Below are 20,353 nucleotides of genomic sequence, written 5' to 3'. Positions count from 1 at the left end.
GTTGAATGCTTAGTATGGTAACTCCACTTCACAAAGAGCCTTGTAGATTTTTAGCAAGTCTTGATGGGGGGCAATGTCGTGCACGCGTAGAATGCTCGCCCCTCTTTGCAAAGCAACCAAGTGCAAAGCCAAAGTGCCACTTAAGCGATCTTGCACCTCTCTAGCGCAAATCTCGCCAATACATTTTTTACGGCTTGCGCCCACAAGTAAGGGATAACCAAAATGCAAAAAATGCTCTAAGTGCTGGATAAGGGCCAAGTTCTGCGCAGTGGTTTTGTTAAAGCCTAGACCAATATCTAAGAGAATATTGCTAATTTCATATTGATCCAAACGCTCTAATTGCATCTCAAAAAAGCGATCCATCTCCAAAAAAAGTTGCTTGTGGGGCGCAAAATGATCCATATCCATAGGCACCCCGTTAGAATGCATCAGCACAACTTGAACTCCATAAGCTTTAGCCACTTGACACATTAACTCTTCTCTAAAACCATTGACATCGTTGAGTAATTGAAAACCGTGCCGCAGAGCAAAATCGGCTGTCTTGGGATTATAAGTATCTATGCTAAAAATGGCGTGTTGGGTTAGGTTGTGGGTTTTGATTTCTGCACAAATGTCTTTGAGGCGTGCGATTTCTTCATGTGCTTCAAGGCGTGCGCTAAAGGGGCGTGAGCTGGCTGCCCCAATATCAATATAGGCGATTTTTTGTTCTAAATAGTGATAAATTTTTTCTAAAGCTTGCTGGACATTGTGCCGACTCTGTGGGTAAAAACTATCCGGAGTGATATTGATAATACCCATCAGAGCTGGATTGTCAAAAGATGGAGATTGCAGATGGGACTCTAGCATCTTTGCCAATCTTTTTAATCCAAAGGCTTGAGAAGTGCATTTCACGCGCAAGCGTTCTAGTTGGTCGTAAGTGCCCACTAAAAGACATGTGTAGGCAGGTTTCTTAGCCAAAATGCAATCCTTAGGTGTCGCTAATTCAGCTCCCACGCGCAGGGCTTCTTGCTTGAGTGTGAGTGCAGCACTCAAGGGTAAATCGCTAATTTTAAAAGCGAAGAGTCGGGCTTTTTGGCTCATAATAGCTTGACCAACTGGGTGGGGAGTGATGCGCTCTAATTCTAGGGCAAAACTAGCCGGAGCGATGCGTTCTAAAAACACGCAACCCCTCTGAGTTGAAGCACTCTTAAGAGTAAGGGCAAGAAATTGTAGCTAGGGCGGTAATAGAGGGTATTGGCATGGATTGCGCTATCCAAACTCTGTAATAAATCTAAGGGTAAAGGAAGCGCAATTTCTTGCAAGGCGCGCAATAGAGAATAAAGACGCATTTTGATTTCTTCCGGAGTTAGATGTGTTTTGTCTAACTCTTGAAGATAATTACAGACATCCTGCACGCCACATGTGCGCAAATCTAGTCCAAAGGGATCAATAGGAGTTTTTGTGCGGCGATCGGCGCAAATTAAGCGAGAGAGCAGGGTGTTTAAAAGCGCATGCTTATTTTTGGCAATCAATATGAAATGCGTTTGTGGTGGGGGTTCTTCTAAGATTTTAAGCAGGGCATTTTGAGCGAATGCATTAAAATGGTGTGCAGCAATGATGATAAATTTTTGCTCCGCATCGCATAACATAGCGCGCCTTCTGATCTCATGCGCATACTCGACCTTGAGCTCTTCTTGGATAAAACTTTCAATCAAAATAGGTTCTTGGGCTTGTTTTTCTAATTCTTCCTTATAAGCGTGCGCTTCCTCATGGGGTGTGTGGCTAAGAATTAAAGTGTTCAATCCAAAATTCCTAACAAACTTTCAAAAAGCATTGTTTCAAAAACTTGATAAAGTTGGAGAAGTTTTAGATCACAAAGTGGATCGCGCGGACTAAGAAAACCATCTTGCAAGATCCAAAGTAAATTTTTTGTGCTAGAGGCTAAGGTGCTCAAAATTCCCTCTTCACCAACATACCAAAATAGGTAATTTTTATAGGTGAGATTTAAAAGATTTAAAACAAGGGGTAAATTGCGCGCATCTTTTAAAAGCGGATCAAAACCTAAAAGCCCATCAACAATGGGTAAAGGCGGGCGCAACAACTTAGCATTGAGATGTGTAAAGACATATTCTTTAAACCACATACGCGATGCATCTACGCAGAGCAAAATACATCCCCCACCCGCAATGTGGGAGATACATGTCTTAAAATTCTCCCAATCATAATTGGCTATATCCACACGCCCTAAGCGTGTATGGTGTTCTCTGAAAATCTGTTGTGCGCGCCCTTTTAAATCCATCACAGAGCTAATTTGAACGCTTTGTGTAGAGTTTGCAGGGCGAGTTCGGCTAGAGAAACTTCTACGATCACCGAAATTTTGATCTCGCTTGTGCTAATCATCAAAATATTGATATTTTCTTTGGCTAAAGCCTTAAAAGCAGCACTGGCAATTCCAGAATGTGAGCGCATACCCACACCCACTACAGACACCTTAGCTACTTGGCGATCGCATTCTACTGAACCAATATCGCGCACATTTTTGAGCACTTGCTGGCAAACTTCTATATCTTCTTCGGGTAAAGTGAAGTTAATATTGGTCTTACCATTTTTGCCAATGGTTTGCACAATCATATCAATATTGAGTTTGGCCTCTGCTAGTAATCCAAAAATTTCTCCAGCAATACCCGGATAATCACAGGCATCGATGATATTTACACGCGCCTGATCTTTATCTAGGGCGATCCCACTTACGATAGGTTTTTCCATAATTTGCTCCTCTGAAGTGATGAGAGTTCCGGGGTTGTCGTTAAAAGAGTTGCGTGTAATCAGAGGAATGTTGTATTTCTTTGCTAATTCCACTGAGCGGTTAAAGAGAACCTTGGCCCCCATAGAGGCTAGTTCCAACATCTCATCATAACTGATCTGGGTGATTTTACGAGCCTCAGGCACAACGCGTGGGTCGGTGGTGTAAATACCATCTACATCGGTGTAAATCTCACAGAGTTGGGCGCGCAAAGCCCCTGCTAACGCCACAGCACTCAAATCACTCCCTCCCCTGCCCAAAGTGGTGATTTCTCCACCCTTGCTGACACCTTGAAAACCTGCTACAACAACCACGAAATCTTGCGCCAAAAGATCTTGAACACGGGTGGTATCAATCTCTAAAATTTGCGCGCGGGTAAAATGCGTATCTGTAAAAATTCCAGCTGCTTTACCGCTTAAAGAATAAGCTTTTTGCCCCATAGATTCCAAAGCAATGGCTAGAAGCGCGCTAGAAATTTGCTCCCCACTGCTTAATAAACGATCCATCTCGCGATGATTAAGTTTATTCCCAAAACAATGGGCTAATTCTAGCAAATCATCCGTGGTATCCCCCATTGCCGAAACCACCACGACAACATCGCCAAACAAGGCTTTACTTGCCATCACTCTTTGCGCCACAGTCTGAATGCGCGCACAACTCCCCACACTCGTCCCCCCAAATTTTTGAACCACTAACACCTACAAATATCCCTGTTGTTTAAAATAGCTAATAACTTGGCGATAAACCTGCCGCTTAAAGTGCACAACTTTTGAAAAAAGATTCTCCGGCTTGACAAATTCATAACGATCAAATTCTGGAACAGGTGTTTTAATATTGATGAGAGTGTTATTTTTAAGGCGCACTAAAAAATAGCGTTGTTTTTGCCCATCAAAGGGGTAGAGCTTTTTGGTCATGGTTGGTGGAAAATCATAGGCAATCCACTTGGGATATTCGGCAATCACTTCTATTGCATCTGTGCCAATTTCCTCCAACAATTCACGATAGAGGGCCTTTATTGGGGTTTCACCCTGATCAATCCCTCCTTGGGGGAACTGCCAAGCCCCTTGAATATCAATGCGTTGAGCGATAAAAAACTCACAATCCCTAGGGTAACAAGATGAAAGCACCACAGCAGCCACATTAGGACGATAGCTTTTTGGAGCGTCCATGGTAATCCTTTCTAGGGATTATAACATACAATAACCTAGACTATTTTTTAAGAGTGGGGATATACTTAGATAACGCCTCAATCTCCTCATTGCTCAGATTCTTGGCTTGAGCATGCATAATCACACCTGAACCATAACGATTCAAAGAACCCGCTTTATAGCCCATTAAATCTTCTTTGATCTGTGTGCTATCAAGAGTGTTGACAACATGCCCTTTCCCGAAAGCTTTTCTATCCATAGAAGGACCATGACAGCCCGCACATTTTTTAATCAAAACGGCAGGCTCGGCTGCCCAAAGCAAACCTAAACCTGCAACCAAACTCATCAAAACGACTTTTTTCATCGTTAGCTCCTTATCAAAAATGTGTCATAATGGTATTATTTTAAGGGTTAAGCTATGCTTAAAATAAAATCCTCCAAAAGCCTTTATATCCACATTCCCTTTTGTAAAAGTAAGTGTGGATACTGCGCTTTTAACTCTTTTAGTGGTCTAGAAGATTTGCAAAATGTCTATGTTAATGCGCTTTGCAAGGATATGGAAACTTCTTTACAAGGGGAACGGATAGTGTCTATTTTTATAGGAGGGGGGACACCAAATATTTTAAAAATAAAACACTATGATCAAATTTTTAATGTCATTGCACGGCATGCAAGCGTGCCATCTAATACAGAAATCACTTTGGAGGCTAACCCTGATTTAGTCTCATTGGAGTGGTGCCTTGCGCTCAAAAATCTAGGCATGACTCGCCTTTCTATAGGAGTGCAAAGCTTTTTTGAATCTAAACTGTGCTTTCTGCAACGCGACCATATGCCTAAAAATGTTTATAAAGCCTTAGAATATGCTCAAAAAAGTGCCATTGAACATATAAGCATAGATCTTATTTACAATACACCACTAGATACGGCGCAGAATTTGGAAAAAGAAGTGGCGTTGGCAAGTGGTTTGCCCATCGATCACCTCTCTGCCTATAGTTTAACCCTAGAGGATAATACAAGACTAGCAAAGATTGCGCCTAAAAATTTGCCAGAGTTAGATATGGTCATGCGTGCAAGTTTAGAAGCGCAGGGTTTTAAACATTACGAGGTTTCTAATTATGCTCGCAATTACAGAGTAAAACATAATTTACACTATTGGAATTCTTTAGAATATATTGGTTGTGGAGCAGGAGCTGTAGGAAGAGTGGGGCAAACACGCTACCACAAGCTTAAAGATGTGCAGAGCTATATTGCCGACCCTCTACATAGGCGCACAGAAAATTTAACAGACCAAGATTTATATTTTGAAGCCATATTTTTAGGCTTGCGTTGCGATTTAGGAGTGCCAATACATTTATTGAAACCTAAGAAAGTAAAAACACTGCTAGATGAAAGGATATGTGAACAAAAGGGCGACCGACTTATCGCTAGGGACTTTTTCCTAGCTGACGAAATCGCCCTATGGCTAAACCATTAAAAGAACTGCAAACCTAAGTTAAGAGGCGGAGGATGTTTTGTTGCACGGTATTAGCTTGACTCATCGCATAGCTACCAGATTGTGCCAAAATGTTGTTTTTACTAAAGTTAGCACTCTCTTGAGCAAAATCCACATCCCTAATTTGCGACTCGGCTGCCTTCACATTTACCTGAGTGATTGTGATGTTATTCACAGTGCTCACCATTTGGTTTTGCACAGAACCCAAGTCGGAGCGCACTTTATCAAGCATTTTTTGTGCAGATTCGGCAATATCCATAACCACCATTGCTCCACGCAAAGTAGTTACGCCTGAACCCAAAGTAAGATTTTCAGAGGCCAAAGTTTTATTATAGTTGGCCCCAGAAGCTGAACGCACCGCCTGATTAAACTCTCCCAAAACATCTCTGAGATTCACGGTGGTGTTTGCTGTTGTGCCTTTGGCAAAACCAATAGCAGCATATCCAGCAGATGCGCTTACATTGGCCCCAGAAACTACCAAAATATCCCTAGCGTCTTGACGCACTAAGGAGAGGCGACCAAAGTTTGTAGAACCTCGAGTGATGTCCTGTCCACCATTGAGGGTAGTTAATGCAGAAGCCTGCCCATCGACATTAGTTGAGTTAGCTTTAATATTGATCCCGCGTCCATCGATACTGCGCAAATTCAAGCGACCTACAGAGTCTGTATAAGCCTCTACCCCTGTTTGGGCCGTTACGGCGTTCAAAGCAGCAACCAAGCGCCCATCGCTATCGTTTTTCTTGATGCCAAGGATATTTCCAATTTCAATCCCATTCACGGTTAGGCTACTCAAACTCCCCGATTTGATAGCGCTATCAGAGGTCGTGATGACATTAGCAGTTGCGCGTACCCCTGTGGCGTTAGAGTTCTTATTAATAACTTCCGCCAAAACACCTAGCCCAGTGCCTGCACTTGTAGAAATCTTCACACTTTCCAAAGAAACATCGTGCACCCCATCAACCTGCTTGAAAGTCAAAGCCACCTCACCAGAAGCAGTGATATTTTTGCCGGTAGTGATTTTGACCTGCCCAATTTTATCGGAGGTAGCCGATCCAATACTCGCCTTGATCGTTTCGTTGGAATAAGCACCCACCTGAAACTCTTTATTAGAAAAAGCACCAGAGAGCAAAGTCTGTCCATTATAAGAGGTGGTATTACCGATATTGTCTAAGCTCTGAATTAAGCGCACAATATCCGCCTGTAGAGCCTTGCGTGATTGGGTATTCTGACCATCCTGAGCTGCTTGAGTTGCTTTTACCTTAATGGTATCGAGAATTTTGATCTGCTCATCCATCGCTTTATCTGCGATTTGGATGATTCCCATGCCATCGTTAGTATTGGCGATTGCCTGCCCCAAGCTCTTAGCTTGTGAACGCAAAGAATCTGCAATGGTCATGCCTGAAGCGTCATCAGCCGCCTTGTTGATGCGCAAACCAGAACTTAAGCGCTCAAGCGATTCTTTTAACTCGCGCTGTGTAACCAAACCCATTGCGTGAGCGTTCAACGCATTGATATTGGTATTAACCTGAAATGCCATAATAACTCCTTGTTAAATTAACCTAAAGCATCCTTGCTTTGGTGTTTCTATATCGTCAAAATCTTTGTTTTATTAAGTAAACTATAAAAGCTACGCCGTGAATTACGCAAAAGCACCGTAATTCATGAGTTTTTGATAGCGAAGAGCTAAGAAATCGCTCTCTTGGATACGAGGAAGCTGGGCGAGGAAATAATCCTTAATGGCACAGCTAGCCTCAAACTTATTGCGATGCGCCCCTTTTTGGGGCTCTAAGATAATATCATCAATCAGTTTAGCATTTTTGAGATCTGTAGGTGTGATTTTCATGGCTTTCACAGCCACCTCTGCCTTGCTTGGATCGTTCCACAAGATTGCTGCACACCCTTCTGGAGAGATCACGCTAAAGATAGAATACTCCATCATTGCTAATTTATCTGCCACTGCAATGGCTAAAGCCCCGCCACTTCCTCCCTCGCCAATGATAATAGAAATAGTGGGAACCTTGAGCGTGGCAAATTCTTGCAGATTTTTAGCAATGGCCTCACTCTGTCCTCTTTCTTCTGCACCAAGACCAGGATAAGCTCCCGCCGTATCTACCAGCATCAAAATAGGTAAATTGAATTTTTCGGCGAATTTTGCACTCTTTAAGGCTTTACGATAACCTTCAGGATTGGGCATTCCGAAATTGCGCCACAGTTTATTTTTAGTGCCCCTCCCCTTTTCCTCAGCAATGACTACTACAGGGACACCTTCAATTTTGCCTATAAAACTTACAATAGCCTTGTCATCACTAAAATGACGATCTCCAAAAATCTCGTAACGATCCTGTAAAATAAGCTCAATATAATCCATGGCATAAGGCCTATCGGGATGGCGAGCAAGCTGGAGACGCTGATACTCTGTTAAGTTAGAATAAACACTTTTTATCTCTTTGACCAAGCGCTTTTCTAAAATATCCTTAGCGTCAATATCGCCACGAATAGTGGCCGTCTCGATATCGTCCTGAAGTCCTTTGATGCGATTCTCAAAATCTAAGTAAACTGCCACTTTCCTAACCTAAATGGCTTTAAAAATCACCACTGCATTAGTGCCCCCAAACCCAAAAGAGTTACTCATAACCGCTTTTAGTTTGGCCTGCCTTGCTTGATTAGGAATATAGTCCAAATCGCAACCTGGATCGGGAACTTCTTGGTTAATAGTTGGAGGTAACACGCCTTCTTGAAGTGCCATTAAAGAGATCACGGCCTCAATCGCTCCAGCAGCACCCAAGCAATGCCCAGTTTGCCCCTTAGTGGAACTCACGGGTGGAACATTCTCTTTGCCATTAAATACACTCTTTAGCGCAATGGTTTCATAGAGGTCATTGTAGCCAGTGCTTGTGCCATGTGCATTGATATAGCCTACTTCAACCCCATGCTTACTAGCCATTTCCAACGCACGCCTCATAGCTCTGTAAGCTCCCTCACCATTAGGGGCAGGGGCAGTGATATGACTAGCATCTCCGCTTTCTCCATAGCCTATTAATTCGGCAATAATGGGTGCTCCTCGTTGTTTAGCACTCTCATACTCCTCAAGCACCAAAGCCCCAGCACCCTCACCCATTACAAAGCCGTTCCTCTCCTTATCAAAAGGCCTAGAAGCCTTTTGAGGTTCGTCGTTACGGTTAGAGAGAGCACGGATAGAGGCAAAACCTCCGATACCCACAGGACAAATTGTCGATTCTGCTCCTATGACAAGCATGCGATCTGCGCCTTCTAAGAGGATGGTTTTATAGGCCTCGATAATTGCATGGGTGCCTGCTGCGCAGGCAGTTACACTGGAAACATTAGGACCTTTAATACCATATTCAATGGATACAAAGCCTCCAATCATGTTGACAAGGGCAGATGTGATAAAAAAAGGATTCACCTTTCTAGGGCCTTTATCGTAGCAATAAATAGAATTAGCCTCGATATTGCCCAAACCTCCAATCCCAGATCCAGAACTAATACCCATAGTAGGTGCAAAAGACTCCGGACACTTGCCATCAACAAGAATCTGACTCTCCAGCATTGCCTCTTTGCTAGCCAAAAGACCTAGTTGGATAAAGCGACCCGCTTTTTTGACATCTTTAAGGTTCATCACGGAACCTGGATCAAAATTCGTAATCTCGGCCGCAATCTGTACGGGAAAACCGGTAGTGTCAAAGCAACTAATTTTTTTTACTCCACAATCCCCGCGCACAATGGCATCAAAAGCCGTCCTTCTGTTCAACCCCAAGGCATTCACCATACCCATGCCCGTTACCACAACTCTACGCAACAAAAACTCCTCTTGATGATACCAAAAACTTGTAATTGTGGTTAGGACTGCTTGTCTTTTCCGATAAGCTTATTTTCCTCAATAAATTTAACAACATCCCCAACAGTTTTGATTTTCTCGGCCTGCTCATCTGGAATATCAATCCCAAACTTTTCTTCCAAAGCCATAATAAGTTCTACAACATCCAAAGAGTCGGCATTGAGATCCTTAATGAAGTCTGCCTCTTCTGTTACCTGAGACGCGCTCACATTCAACTGCTCCACAATTACCGCTTGGATTTCCTCAAATAACGCCATTAAAATCTCCTCTCAAATCTGCAATTCTTCTCAAAATTCTAACCTAAAAATGCTATCCTAAGCTTAAAAAGCTACTTTTGTTCCAAAACATCAACAATGCGGTAGAGGAAATAAATCACCACTATCAATAAGATCAAAATAATAAAAAGCATGTTTTCTCCTTTTCTTTACATATATAGGCCACCATTGACCTTGAGTGTTTCCCCTGTGATATAGCTAGCCAAATCACTCAACAAAAAGGCCACCGCTCCAGCAACTTCTTTTGATTCGCCAAGGCGACCTAAGGGGATGTTTTTAAGATATTCCTCTTTTACATCTTCCTTGAGGCCAGCGTTCATATCGGTTGCAATAAACCCAGGAGTGATGCAGTTGAAGCGAATATTGCGCAAAGCTCCTTCGTAAGCAAAGGATTTGCTCATAGAAATAACCCCTCCCTTACTTGCAGCATAATTAGTTTGCCCCATATTGCCCCTTTCGGCAATCACTGAAGAGAGATTGACAACACTTCCAAACTTCTGTTTGCCCATCACTTTGAGCGCTTCGCGACAACCTACGAAGACAGAGCGAAGATTGACATCGAGCACATGCATAAAATCCTCAGTTTTCATGCGCACAGCCAACTTATCCAATACGATCCCGGCATTGTTGACTAAGTAGCTCAACCCCCCATCAGCATCCACAATTGTTTTAAAACCCTCTACGAAATCTGCTTCATGAGAAACATCAAATTTTACTAAAGCGGCACGCCCTCCCAAGGCTTCGATCTCTTGTTTGAGACCATCGACCGCTCCCGGATCGCTTCGATAATTGAGCCATACTTTCAGAGGTTGATCCTCTTTGTTGCGACAACTCCCTAAAAACAGCGCAATGGCACGCCCGATACCCCGACCTGCCCCTGTAACCAAGACATTATGCCCACTAAACTCCATCTATCCTCCCTACAATTTAGATTCGTAGCGACGCAGCATATAAAGGCGCTTAAGAATCTTTTTCTTAGCGTTGATCTTTTGCTTTTTGCGCTTCTCTGTTTTGGATTCAAAAAAACGCCGCGCGCGGCATTCTGTAACGACTAAATTACGGTCGGTTTGTTTTTTAAAGCGTCGATAAGCTTCATCAAAGCTATCACTCTCTCTGACCTTGATTCCGGGCATGCTATCACCTACTTTCTCACTCAAATGCGCCAATTTTAACAAAATTTTGTAAATTTAACCTAAAATCAGAATAAATTCTGCTATAATAGATTTTTTGGGTGCTCATAGCTCAGCTGAATAGAGCAACAGGTTGCGGTCCTGTAGGTCGGGGGTTTGAATCCCTCTGAGCACACCATTCTGCTAAATACGATGTAAAAATCCCTTTTTTGGAATACTATGGATGCCTATCAGTACAGCGAACTGCTTAAGGAATTAGAAAACAAATGCCAAAATGTCGCCCAAATTATCAAACCGGAGAGTTTACAAGATACCTTAACTGCCTTAGAGCGTGAACAATCCGATCCTCTCTTTTGGCAAGATAAAGAACGCGCCGCCTCTAAGAACCAAGAGAAAGTCAAAATAGAACGGCTTTTAAGCGCGTATCAGAATGCTAAAAATACTTTAGTAGAAGCGCGTGAACTCTTTGAGTTGGTTCAAAATGATGATCCATCCACACTGGCCCAACTTTTCGAAGACGCTCCTCACTTGCAAGCATGTGTGCAAAGCTTAGAGGTGGGGGTGATGTTGGCTAATGCCCATGATGGGCGTGATGCGATTGTGAGTATCCAACCGGGAGTAGGAGGGGTTGAGAGTCAAGACTGGGGGAGTATGCTTTATAGAATGTATTTGCGTTGGGCGGAGCGCAAAGGCTTTAAAGTAGAGTTATTAGATTACCAAGAGGGCGAAGAGGCAGGGATCAAGGGTGTCGCCTTTATCATTAGGGGGATTAATGTTTATGGCTACATGAAAAATGAAAACGGGGTGCACCGCCTCGTACGCATGTCGCCTTTTAATGCTAATGGCAAAAGACATACCAGCTTTGCTAGTGTGCAAGTGAGCCCGGAAGTGGATGATGATATTGATATTGTGATTGAGGATAAAGACATCCGCATCGACACTTACCGCGCCAGTGGAGCGGGGGGGCAACATGTCAATAAGACAGAATCTGCTATCCGCATTACACATTTAGCGACTGGTATCGTGGTGCAATGCCAAAACGATCGTAGCCAACACAAGAATAAGGCGATGGCGCTTAAAATGCTCAAGTCCCGTCTCTATGAATTAGAGCTACACAGACAAAAAGAACAGAGCAGCGCAGAGGAAAAAAGTGAAATTGGCTGGGGACACCAAATTAGAAGTTATGTGCTTGCCCCTTATCAGCAAATCAAAGATGCGCGTAGCGAAATCGCCTACAGCAATGTAGAGGCCATTTTAGATGGAGATTTGGATGCGATGATGGAAGCGGTTTTGGTTTCTAAGGCGCAATAAGCTAGACACAAAAAGTCTTTAGCTATAATCCAGGCCAAATTTGGGGTGCTAAGGAGAGTGAATGACACAGGAAGAATTGGATGCTTTGATCAATGGGGGTGGTTTAGAGGGAATGGAACCCTTGGATAAGGAAATGGAAAATCAAGAACAGGGGGCATCTTCCTCGAGTAAAAATAAGGACAAGCAAAAGGAGGAGAATTGGAATGAGGCCTATAAGCATTACAAGGTAGATCAAAAAATGGCCGAGAAATACGGCAAGGTGGATTCTGAGGAGTGGCCTCCTCCACCTCCTACCGAAGAGCATAAAGTCGTGCACCAGCTCGATGATGTAACGCGCGATTCTGAAGCCAAAGCAACCCAAGTTTTTGATCAACTAGATTACATTAGTGTTAGCTCAGAAAACATCATTAGGACACTTAAGAAAATCAAAGCACCCCTACAAAAACATTTGGAGATCTTTGAAACTCTAGCTCAAACTTTTCCGCTCATCAATACTTTTCAAACTTCCTTAGAAGAAACACGGGAAATTTTAAAGGGTATCGATCGCATTCAAGAGGGAGCGGAAGGGTGCTCAGACAGCGCGATGCAGGCGATGGATATTATGCAATTCCAAGATATTCACCGCCAAAAAATCGAGCGCGTGATCAATGTCATGCGCGCCCTTACCCAGTATATGAACTCTCTCTTTGAGGGCAATATCGATGATTCGAAACGGGTTAGCTCGGCTTCTTATATTATTGGAGATGATAATGAAAGCGCGGCGAGTGAGAGTGATATTGAAGCCTTGATCGCTGCTTTTGGAAAAAAATAACCTTTTTGGATGAGTCGAGTCGAATTACTGGCCCCTGCGGGCAATCTCAGCAAGCTTAAAATCGCCTTAGATTATGGTGCAGATGCGCTTTATGGGGGGTTAGGGCAGTTTTCTCTGCGTAACCGCGCTTCTAAAAACTTTGATTTAGAGAGTTTTAAAGAAGGGGTAGCCCTCACCCATGCACGGGGCAAGAAATTTTACGCCACGCTAAACGCTTTCCCTTTTAATTCCCAAATCAAGCTCTTAGAAGAGCATTTGTACAAGCTTGCCGATTGCAAGGTCGATGCGCTCATTGTCGCTACGATCGGTGTGCTCAAACTTGCCCAAAAACTCACCCCCCATATTCCTATCCATCTTTCTACTCAAGCCAATGTGATGAATGTCTTAGACGCACGCGCCTTTTATGAAATGGGAGTCAAGCGCATCGTGGTGGCTAGAGAAATGAGCTTAAACGATGTGGTAGAGATCAAAAAGGCATTGCCGGATTTAGAGCTAGAGATCTTTGTGCATGGAAGTATGTGTTTTGCCTTTTCAGGACGTTGCCTGATCTCAGCCCTGCAACACGGGCGCGTGCCCAATCGGGGAAGTTGCGCCAATGATTGCCGCTTTGATTACGAATATTATATTAAAAACCCGGATACGGGGGTGATGATGCGCCTAGAGGAAGAGGAGGGTATAGGCACGCATATTCTCAATGCTAAAGATTTAAATTTGGCTAGCCATATTGGCGCAATCTTAGATAGCAAGGCCATCAGCGCGCTCAAGATTGAGGGCCGCACGAAATCTAGCTATTATGCTGCCATCACCACCAAAACCTACCGCACCGCCATAGAAGACTATTACAATAACCAACACCGTCCCGCCCTCTACCAAGCCGAGCTAGCCACACTTAAAAACCGTGGGTTTACACAGGGGTATCTCATCCAACGCCCCCACCAGAGATTAGACACACAGAACTTTAAAAGTGCAATTAGCGAGGGAGATTTTCAAGTCAATGGTGAGGTGCTAGATAGTGGAGAATATTTTTTATGCAAATTCACCACAAAACCCCATGTGGATTATGAAATTGTTTTGCCTTACAAGGCAGACTTAACCCCCATGCTTAATGAAATTGGAAAAATTTACACTTTTGAGGGCAAATATTATCTTTGTTTGTATAAAATCCTGCTCCAAGATGGGCGGGAGTTAGAGAGTATCCATAGTGGAAACACCCATCCTGTGAAACTCCCCACCAAACTTCCCCCCCATAGTTTTTTGCGCACCCGAAATTTTTCTTAAAAAAGAATAAGGGTTTAGCCCACATTTTAGAAGATTTTAAGTATGGTGATACGCTCTCTTGTTATGTGGTTCTGTGTGTTTACTCTATCATTAGCTCACCCCTCGATCGCCTCTTACTTAGATGGTTCTTTTTTTTCTGTAGGTTTAGATCTTGGCGGAGGAGATGCCCTAGAAAATGAACGCGTGATTCCAGATACAAACACCACAAAACAGCAAATCTACAATACAAACCTGCAATCTTATGATGAGGCGATCAATAACCTTAAAATCAATCAGACCAAAACTATCGCCGTTCTTAAAAATCTAGCCCAACAACTCACAGATCTTAACCCCACTTCGTCCACACTTGATACACTTATTAAGCAGATTGATGGCATGATTTCTGACCCCTCCAGCATCGATCTTGAGGCTATAACAAGTAGTGTGAGTGCCTATAATGCCTATTTACAAAAAACACTCACGCAATATAAAGATGCCAACCAACAACTCCTTATACAGGCCCAACAAACCATAGATAATTATGAAAAACAGATCGCTAAAGATAATGCTATCAACCAGAGCACCTTACAAAATGCCCTCACCACCATTGATCAATTTAATAGCAAGATGAAAAATATAGCCAATGCGCTTAAGATTACCTACACCCCTATACCTTTGCCTAAATCCTTGCAAAATTGTAGTACGCCACCCACATGTGTTAGTAATTTATCACCTAAGGCCACAATTCAGGCTCTCTCTAGCATGTCTGAAAACATGAAAAATGTGGTAGTTATCGTAGGAAATGACATTAACACGATGGATCAAGCCAATCAAAAGCTTGCTATTGAGTATGCGAGTGAATATAATACACTCAAAACTCAAAAGCAAAATGCCATTAATAACGCCCTTGACGATGTGAACAACATTGTAAAAACTATCGCAAGTGGCTTTTCTAGTCAGTGGAAAAATTTTGGATTAGGGCAGGATTTTTTACAGCAGAATGGCAATACAAATGAGATTGGGAAGTATGTCAATGCTGCAGACACTTGCGTTTTTCAGATTATTATTTATAATAATATGGATAGCACGAATACCTGTGGTTATGGGGGTGGAACAACCGCTGCCCTGCAGTCTTTCCAAGCAACCATTCACGATTACAAGGGCTTGACAGCTTGGGCGGTTTGGGACAGCATTTTTGATCTCAACAAGTTAAAAAATAATGTCTTTATCACGCCTTCTGATTGTTCAAGTGGAGGTTGCTCTGGGGTGAGCCCTCAAACCTCTATTGATAAAGTGCATGATTTTTTCAATTTTATGAACGGCTATGTGGGCAACATCTCAAAATTTTCTGGGAATTTTCTCCCTTCTGACTTGACTAAACCCCCACACAATACTCTTTATAGCCTTTTAGAAAACGATCTTAATTCCAACAACTTCACTCTAGCCACCGATCTTGTCAACACCTACACAAACACTCTCATACCAGATATGCTCAATATGTTTGCGCTTAATCCCGTGTGGCTCATGAGCACAATGCCCTCAGCCCAGCAGTATTGTCAAGACAATCTCACTAAGAACCTTCCCTTTTCACAAGGTTATAGCGCTTGTCAATATAATTCGTGGGCACAAGCCACTTTTTTAGGCTATTTTGGATATGTTAACCAACAATCCATTACCGACCTGATCACATCCAAGCAACTCAATACATCTCTAGTTGCTGCACAAAATGCCATCAGCGACGCAACCAAATATAACAACCAGTTAAATGCACTCAAAAAACCTAATAATCTATCTATCTCTCCCCCCTCCTATGCAATTAATCCAGTCCCCATGCCAGCTCTGCCCACCATCAACACCGGGGGCACTCCTTTACCTGATGTCATCAAACCTCAAGTCCCTTTGCTTGTCTTTTCTAGCCGCAGTCTTAAAATGCATCCCCTGCAAATGGGTTTACAAGCTAAATGGGGCTATCAAAAATACTTTAATCCTTTTTTTGGAATTTCCTATTATAGCTCCATGAGTTACCGCTATCTCTATATTAATAAACTGAGCGCAGATAGCAATTTGAACGCCATCAATCATTACGCTTTTGGGATTGGCACCAATTTACTTTTTAATGTCTATAGCAAAATTAGAAAACCAAGATTTGGCCATCCCATCATCCGCACCTATGGATTTTTTACAGGACTTTTAGGCGTGTTTAACCTATATAATGTGGCATCTCTAGGCAGTTCAACGCAGTTTTGGCGCAAAAGCGCGAACATTGATGGGGTGTTTGGATTGAGTATGCGTGTGGATCGCTTTAAATGGATGTTGGGTGTTAAAATCCCCTTTATTAATTCCAGCCAACTTATCAGCATTTCCGGCAAAAATGGCACAGAAACCCTGAGTGTGATCGACAACTACAAAAGCTCCAATCTCTTTTTAGATTTCTTAACTTTCTTTTAGGATCGTGTTATAATTCTCATTGATGTGGAAGATTTGCTATATAAGTTTTTTGCTACTAGGAGGGGAATTACTAAATGCGCGTAATATAGCTTCCTATTTAGATGGGGGGTTTTATGCAGTGGGCTTGGGTCTTGGTGGGGGCAATACTTTGCAAACAGCCCAAATTGCCTCCTCACAAAATACAAGCGGTGCACAAATTTATAAACAGAATCTGCAACTTTATAACGAAGCGATGGCCAAGCTCAAAGCCAACAAAGAACAAACAGCGATCGCGCTCCAGGTCCTCATAGCACAACTCAAAAGCCTCAACCCCACAGCGCCTCAATTACAAAATATCCTTAAAAATATCGGACAGGTAAGCACCAATAGCACACTTTCTAGCGTGGTCGCCTATCAAAACGAACTCAACAAATTGTTAAGCGCTTATGCCAACGCCAATCAAAGACTGCTAAAAACCGCAGAGATGCAATTTAAAAATTACCAACAAGCTCTAAGCCAAGCCAATAATCAGAGCCGTGCTATTCTCACCAATGCGATCAAAACTTATCAAGAGTTTAACACGCAAATTAACACGATCGCCAAGCAACTCAATTTAACCCCTCTCACTCTGCCCCCTCTCTTGCAAAATAATCCGGATGTGCAACAATTCACTCCTGAACAGGTGCAAGAAGCCCTTAAAACCCTTGCTGGACAAGTCAACACTCTCTCAACAACCATCGCTGAGGATATTCAAAAAATCAGTGAGGCCAACCAAAATATCGTCAAAACCAACGCCCAAAACCTCGAACAACTTACCCTTGAGCGCAAAGACGCGATCCAAAAAGCGCTCACGCAAATTACACAGGTGTCTAATGTGGTAGGGCGGGCTTTTCATGAAGCTTGGATGGATTATGCTGTGGGCTCAGTGTTTGGACTGGACAACGCCCAAAAGGCCAATCAAACTTATCAGTGGAAAGGCAAAGATTACAACTACATCAATAATAATTTTAGTTGTGTCTTTGTTTCTATTTTAAAATCTATGCCCGGGTGGAAGGGCGGAGTTTCTAACAATTGTGGCAATCTCCCCGATGTGCCTTCAGTGCCTCAAAGTCTATCTAAGCTAGGGTTTAATTTAGGCGATCTATGGAATAGTCTCTTTGATCTGAAGAGTCTGCAAAAAGGCATTCCCTATCTCTCCAATTCAAATTGCGCAGGGGGAACAAAAGATATGGGGGCGTGCACTCTCCCCTTAGATCAAACTAGGAAAGATGCCAACACTTTTTTTAAAACCCTGAATGCCTCTGTAGGCGCGCCCGGCTTTACAGGTAATTTTGTTAATTCGCAATTTTATAAACAGCTTGAAAAAGATTTAAACGCAGGAAATTTTGATGCCGTGCAAACTTTCCTTAAAGATTATGCTGGCGATCAAAACAGCATGGTTAAATTCATGCTCCAAACCTTTAATAGTAATCCAGTGTGGATCATGTCTGTTATTCCTAATGGTGCGCCCTCAAGCAATCCCCAAGCTCCAAACCATGATTCCGGCGTTCCGGACAATGTCAATTATTGTTATGCAAGCCCTAACAGAGGTTTGGGTTTTAAACAAGGTTATACAGTGTGCCAATATAGCAGCGCTAGCTCATGGGCTAATTCCATCTTCTTGGGCTATTTTGGTTTTTTAGACCCTGCGATGAAAAACACCCTTGCAGAAGTGAATGCTGCCCTTCCAGCCGCAGAGCAAGCGGTCCAAAATGCTAAGCAAGCCACCCAAAACCTCAGCAACTTCGCCCCCACAGCAATCTACACCATCCCCACAATCCCAACCACCACCCTCCCCCCTCAAAAACCTCTCCCTCCAACACCTAGAATTGGCACCAACCCCGCCCCTATTCCCACTCTAAAAAAACCCCAAACCCCTCTCATCTCCCCTAGCACTCTTAGTAATGTCCAAAACAATAAACTACGCACAGGTCTTCAGCTAGAAGTGGGGTATCAAAAATATTTTAATCCCTTTGTAGGCCTTTCCTGCTATGGACACCTATCTTACCATTATTTAATCATGGGAACTCCCAATAGCGCATTGCGTATCAATGCGATTAACCACTATGGCACGGGTTTTGGGACAAACTTCTTGTTTAATTTTTATAGTAAAATCAAGATAGACAGATATGGCATCGCCAAAATTAAAGCTTATGGGCTTTTTGCCGGACTTTTAGGTATGTACAATATTTGGACAACAAGTTTTTTTGGCCATCATAAGGTGTATGCACTGAGCAACACCAACATTAACGCGACTTTTGGTCTGAGCATGCGCCTTAACCGCTTTAAATGGATGTTGGGTGTGCGTGTTCCTCTCACAGATGCTAGCCGCCAACTCGTGCTTACACAATCTGCAAGTACAAATGTGATCACCTTTGTGGATAATTACAAAAGTGCGGGACTATTTTTAAACTTCGTAGCCTTTTATTAACGATTTGTTGGATGTGCGCATGGCAAAACCTCTTATTTTAAATCTTTGCTTAATGTTAGCAACACCCTTATTTGCCCACCCCTTTGCCTCCTATTTAGATGGGGGTTTTTTAGGTGTGGGTGTGAGTGTGGGTGGGGGCAATGTTGCTAAAAATTCAGGCGATGCTTTGCGATCGCACTCTATTCAACTAGGTCTGCAGATACAAGGGGGGTATCAAAAATACTTCATTCCCTTTTTGGGCGTGTCCTGTTATGGCTATCTTGCTTATCGTTACCTTTATATGGATAAATTTGCCACCAGTGTTAGTAATATCAATAATGTCAATCGTTATAGCTTGGGTGTGGGGGGGAATTTACTCATCAATCCCTATAGCAAAATCAGAAAATCGCCTTATAAGTCGGTCAAAATTTATGCCTATGGTTTCTTTGTAGGCGTGTTGGGTTTAGTGAATATTTGGACCACGCAGTTTGCCAATTTTGGGACAACACAACTGAGCAATAATGCCAATGTAGATGCGACCTTTGGAATCCAAGCGCGCATCGATAGCTTCAAATTAAGTTTGGGAATGCGTGTGCCTCTTATCAACCAAACCCGTTTTTTAGTGGGCAAAGAGGCCGGAGGGTTGCGCTTTCTCAACAATTACAAAAGCTCAGACATTTTTATCAATTTCATCAAAATATTTTAATCATCAAAGCTATACCCTTTTAACGCGATTTGGGCGTGCTCACTAGAAGCTCACGCCCCGCGCTCAAAAAAATCAAGAACGCGCCCACTCCAAAGAGCGCGCCAGACACTCCCAAAACATAACCCAAATGTTGCCCAGAAAATGCTGCAATGAGCATGTTGTTGAGGTGATAAAAGGGCGAGGAAGTGATAAAAATTTGACTCCATTTAGGCAGGGCTTGCAGGGGGACAAAGACATTAGCCGACATGATCGCATAGAGATTGATCATATTGCCAATGGCTAGTATATTTTGGGTGTTGTCAAAGTATCTAATAATGATGAGTGCTAAGCCAGAACAAAACACTCCGGCAAAACCTAGCACTAACAAACCCCATAACAGCGACCACACGCTCAAAAGGGGCAAAATCCCTAGCACGCTAAAACTCCCCACAACAAAAAGTGTGCTAAAGCACAATAACCCCATCAAACGCGATAACACCATTCCCATAGCCATCGCTAGGCTAAAAATGACCGTAGAAACTAAATTGAGTGTTACAAGCCCAATAGTCCTGCTAAAGCGAAAATCGGGCGAGTAGGTGTGTTCATAGACTCCAATCAAGAAGGCCAACATCAAAAAAGGATGAATCATGGTCCAAAAAATAGCAATGTGTTGGGTGCGATAAGACTTAGCCTCTAAGAGAGAGATATGATAGATATGGCGCATGCGCTT

At 42.9% G+C, this 20,353-nt stretch carries 20 protein-coding genes and 1 tRNA gene; 8 read left to right on the top strand and 13 right to left on the bottom strand.

Annotated elements, in window-relative coordinates:
- Positions 1 to 9: 9 nt before the first annotated feature.
- From folP to HFELIS_RS01980, 6 genes are read right to left on the bottom strand one after another with little or no spacing between them, the layout of a single operon-like run.
- Complete coding sequence (folP, locus tag HFELIS_RS02005) at positions 10 to 1,161, bottom strand: dihydropteroate synthase (RefSeq protein ID WP_013468867.1); 1,152 nt, start codon at positions 1,159 to 1,161, stop codon at positions 10 to 12.
- Complete coding sequence (locus HFELIS_RS02000; RefSeq protein ID WP_013468866.1) at positions 1,152 to 1,781, bottom strand: DNA polymerase III subunit delta'; 630 nt, start codon at positions 1,779 to 1,781, stop codon at positions 1,152 to 1,154. The genes folP and HFELIS_RS02000 overlap by 10 nt, the downstream gene beginning before the upstream one ends.
- Positions 1,778 to 2,278: a HobA family DNA replication regulator gene (locus tag HFELIS_RS01995; protein ID WP_013468865.1), complete on the bottom strand. Its 501-nt coding sequence runs from the start codon at positions 2,276 to 2,278 to the stop codon at positions 1,778 to 1,780. The genes HFELIS_RS02000 and HFELIS_RS01995 overlap by 4 nt, the downstream gene beginning before the upstream one ends.
- Positions 2,278 to 3,480, bottom strand: a complete 1,203-nt coding sequence (locus HFELIS_RS01990; protein WP_013468864.1) for an aspartate kinase — start codon at positions 3,478 to 3,480, stop codon at positions 2,278 to 2,280. Before HFELIS_RS01990 ends, HFELIS_RS01995 begins: the two co-directional genes overlap by 1 nt.
- A complete protein-coding gene (locus HFELIS_RS01985; RefSeq protein ID WP_013468863.1) occupies positions 3,481 to 3,951 on the bottom strand; it encodes an RNA pyrophosphohydrolase in 471 nt (156 codons plus the stop codon). It abuts the gene before it with no gap.
- 40 nt (positions 3,952 to 3,991) lie between these two features.
- Positions 3,992 to 4,294 carry a c-type cytochrome gene (locus HFELIS_RS01980; RefSeq protein ID WP_013468862.1) on the bottom strand — a complete coding sequence of 101 codons (303 nt, stop codon included), beginning with the start codon at positions 4,292 to 4,294 and terminating at the stop codon, positions 3,992 to 3,994.
- A 54-nt stretch (positions 4,295 to 4,348) separates the two neighbouring features.
- On the opposite strand from HFELIS_RS01980, the gene hemW reads away from it, so the two are divergent.
- A complete protein-coding gene (gene hemW / locus HFELIS_RS01975; protein WP_013468861.1) occupies positions 4,349 to 5,404 on the top strand; it encodes a radical SAM family heme chaperone HemW in 1,056 nt (351 codons plus the stop codon).
- 13 nt (positions 5,405 to 5,417) lie between these two features.
- On the opposite strand, the gene HFELIS_RS01970 is transcribed toward hemW, so the two are convergent.
- The 6 genes from HFELIS_RS01970 to rpsU form a co-directional block, all read right to left on the bottom strand.
- On the bottom strand, positions 5,418 to 6,959 hold the full coding sequence (locus HFELIS_RS01970; protein ID WP_013468860.1) for a flagellin A: 1,542 nt from the start codon (positions 6,957 to 6,959) through the stop codon (positions 5,418 to 5,420).
- A gap of 102 nt (positions 6,960 to 7,061) precedes the next feature.
- Positions 7,062 to 7,985: an acetyl-CoA carboxylase carboxyl transferase subunit alpha gene (gene accA / locus HFELIS_RS01965; RefSeq protein ID WP_013468859.1), complete on the bottom strand. Its 924-nt coding sequence runs from the start codon at positions 7,983 to 7,985 to the stop codon at positions 7,062 to 7,064.
- Positions 7,986 to 7,994: 9 nt separating this feature from the next.
- On the bottom strand, positions 7,995 to 9,239 hold the full coding sequence (locus tag HFELIS_RS01960; protein WP_013468858.1) for a beta-ketoacyl-ACP synthase II: 1,245 nt from the start codon (positions 9,237 to 9,239) through the stop codon (positions 7,995 to 7,997).
- A gap of 41 nt (positions 9,240 to 9,280) precedes the next feature.
- Positions 9,281 to 9,535: an acyl carrier protein gene (gene acpP, locus HFELIS_RS01955; protein WP_013468857.1), complete on the bottom strand. Its 255-nt coding sequence runs from the start codon at positions 9,533 to 9,535 to the stop codon at positions 9,281 to 9,283.
- Positions 9,536 to 9,702: 167 nt separating this feature from the next.
- Positions 9,703 to 10,464, bottom strand: coding sequence for a 3-oxoacyl-ACP reductase FabG (gene fabG, locus HFELIS_RS01950; protein ID WP_013468856.1), 762 nt, complete (start codon positions 10,462 to 10,464; stop codon positions 9,703 to 9,705).
- Positions 10,465 to 10,473: 9 nt separating this feature from the next.
- Entirely contained in the window at positions 10,474 to 10,686 is a 213-nt protein-coding gene (gene rpsU, locus HFELIS_RS01945) for a 30S ribosomal protein S21 (protein ID WP_006018650.1), read from the bottom strand.
- A 98-nt stretch (positions 10,687 to 10,784) separates the two neighbouring features.
- Between rpsU and HFELIS_RS01940 the strand changes: the two genes are divergently transcribed.
- From HFELIS_RS01940 to HFELIS_RS01905, 7 genes are all read left to right on the top strand, one after another.
- A tRNA-Arg gene (locus tag HFELIS_RS01940) sits at positions 10,785 to 10,861 on the top strand.
- Between the two features lie 41 nt (positions 10,862 to 10,902).
- Positions 10,903 to 11,994: a peptide chain release factor 2 gene (gene prfB, locus HFELIS_RS01935; RefSeq protein ID WP_013468855.1), complete on the top strand. Its 1,092-nt coding sequence runs from the start codon at positions 10,903 to 10,905 to the stop codon at positions 11,992 to 11,994.
- Between the two features lie 61 nt (positions 11,995 to 12,055).
- A complete protein-coding gene (gene cheZ / locus HFELIS_RS01930; protein ID WP_013468854.1) occupies positions 12,056 to 12,805 on the top strand; it encodes a protein phosphatase CheZ in 750 nt (249 codons plus the stop codon).
- Between the two features lie 9 nt (positions 12,806 to 12,814).
- Positions 12,815 to 14,083: a peptidase U32 family protein gene (locus tag HFELIS_RS01925; RefSeq protein ID WP_013468853.1), complete on the top strand. Its 1,269-nt coding sequence runs from the start codon at positions 12,815 to 12,817 to the stop codon at positions 14,081 to 14,083.
- A 75-nt stretch (positions 14,084 to 14,158) separates the two neighbouring features.
- Entirely contained in the window at positions 14,159 to 16,510 is a 2,352-nt protein-coding gene (locus HFELIS_RS09195) for a coiled-coil domain-containing protein (RefSeq protein WP_197531863.1), read from the top strand.
- Positions 16,511 to 16,634: 124 nt separating this feature from the next.
- Positions 16,635 to 18,959, top strand: a complete 2,325-nt coding sequence (locus tag HFELIS_RS08465; protein ID WP_158305094.1) for a hypothetical protein — start codon at positions 16,635 to 16,637, stop codon at positions 18,957 to 18,959.
- A 19-nt stretch (positions 18,960 to 18,978) separates the two neighbouring features.
- Complete coding sequence (locus tag HFELIS_RS01905) at positions 18,979 to 19,644, top strand: outer membrane beta-barrel protein (RefSeq protein ID WP_013468850.1); 666 nt, start codon at positions 18,979 to 18,981, stop codon at positions 19,642 to 19,644.
- Positions 19,645 to 19,663: 19 nt separating this feature from the next.
- On the opposite strand, the gene HFELIS_RS01900 is transcribed toward HFELIS_RS01905, so the two are convergent.
- Positions 19,664 to 20,347: an ABC transporter permease gene (locus tag HFELIS_RS01900; RefSeq protein ID WP_013468849.1), complete on the bottom strand. Its 684-nt coding sequence runs from the start codon at positions 20,345 to 20,347 to the stop codon at positions 19,664 to 19,666.
- Positions 20,348 to 20,353 lie beyond the last annotated feature (6 nt).

It is taken from the genome of Helicobacter felis ATCC 49179 (genome assembly GCF_000200595.1).
GTDB classification, from domain to species: Bacteria; Campylobacterota; Campylobacteria; order Campylobacterales; family Helicobacteraceae; genus Helicobacter; species Helicobacter felis.
Note: the sequence above shows the minus strand (reverse complement) of the source record. Positions and strands in the feature narration are given on the sequence as shown.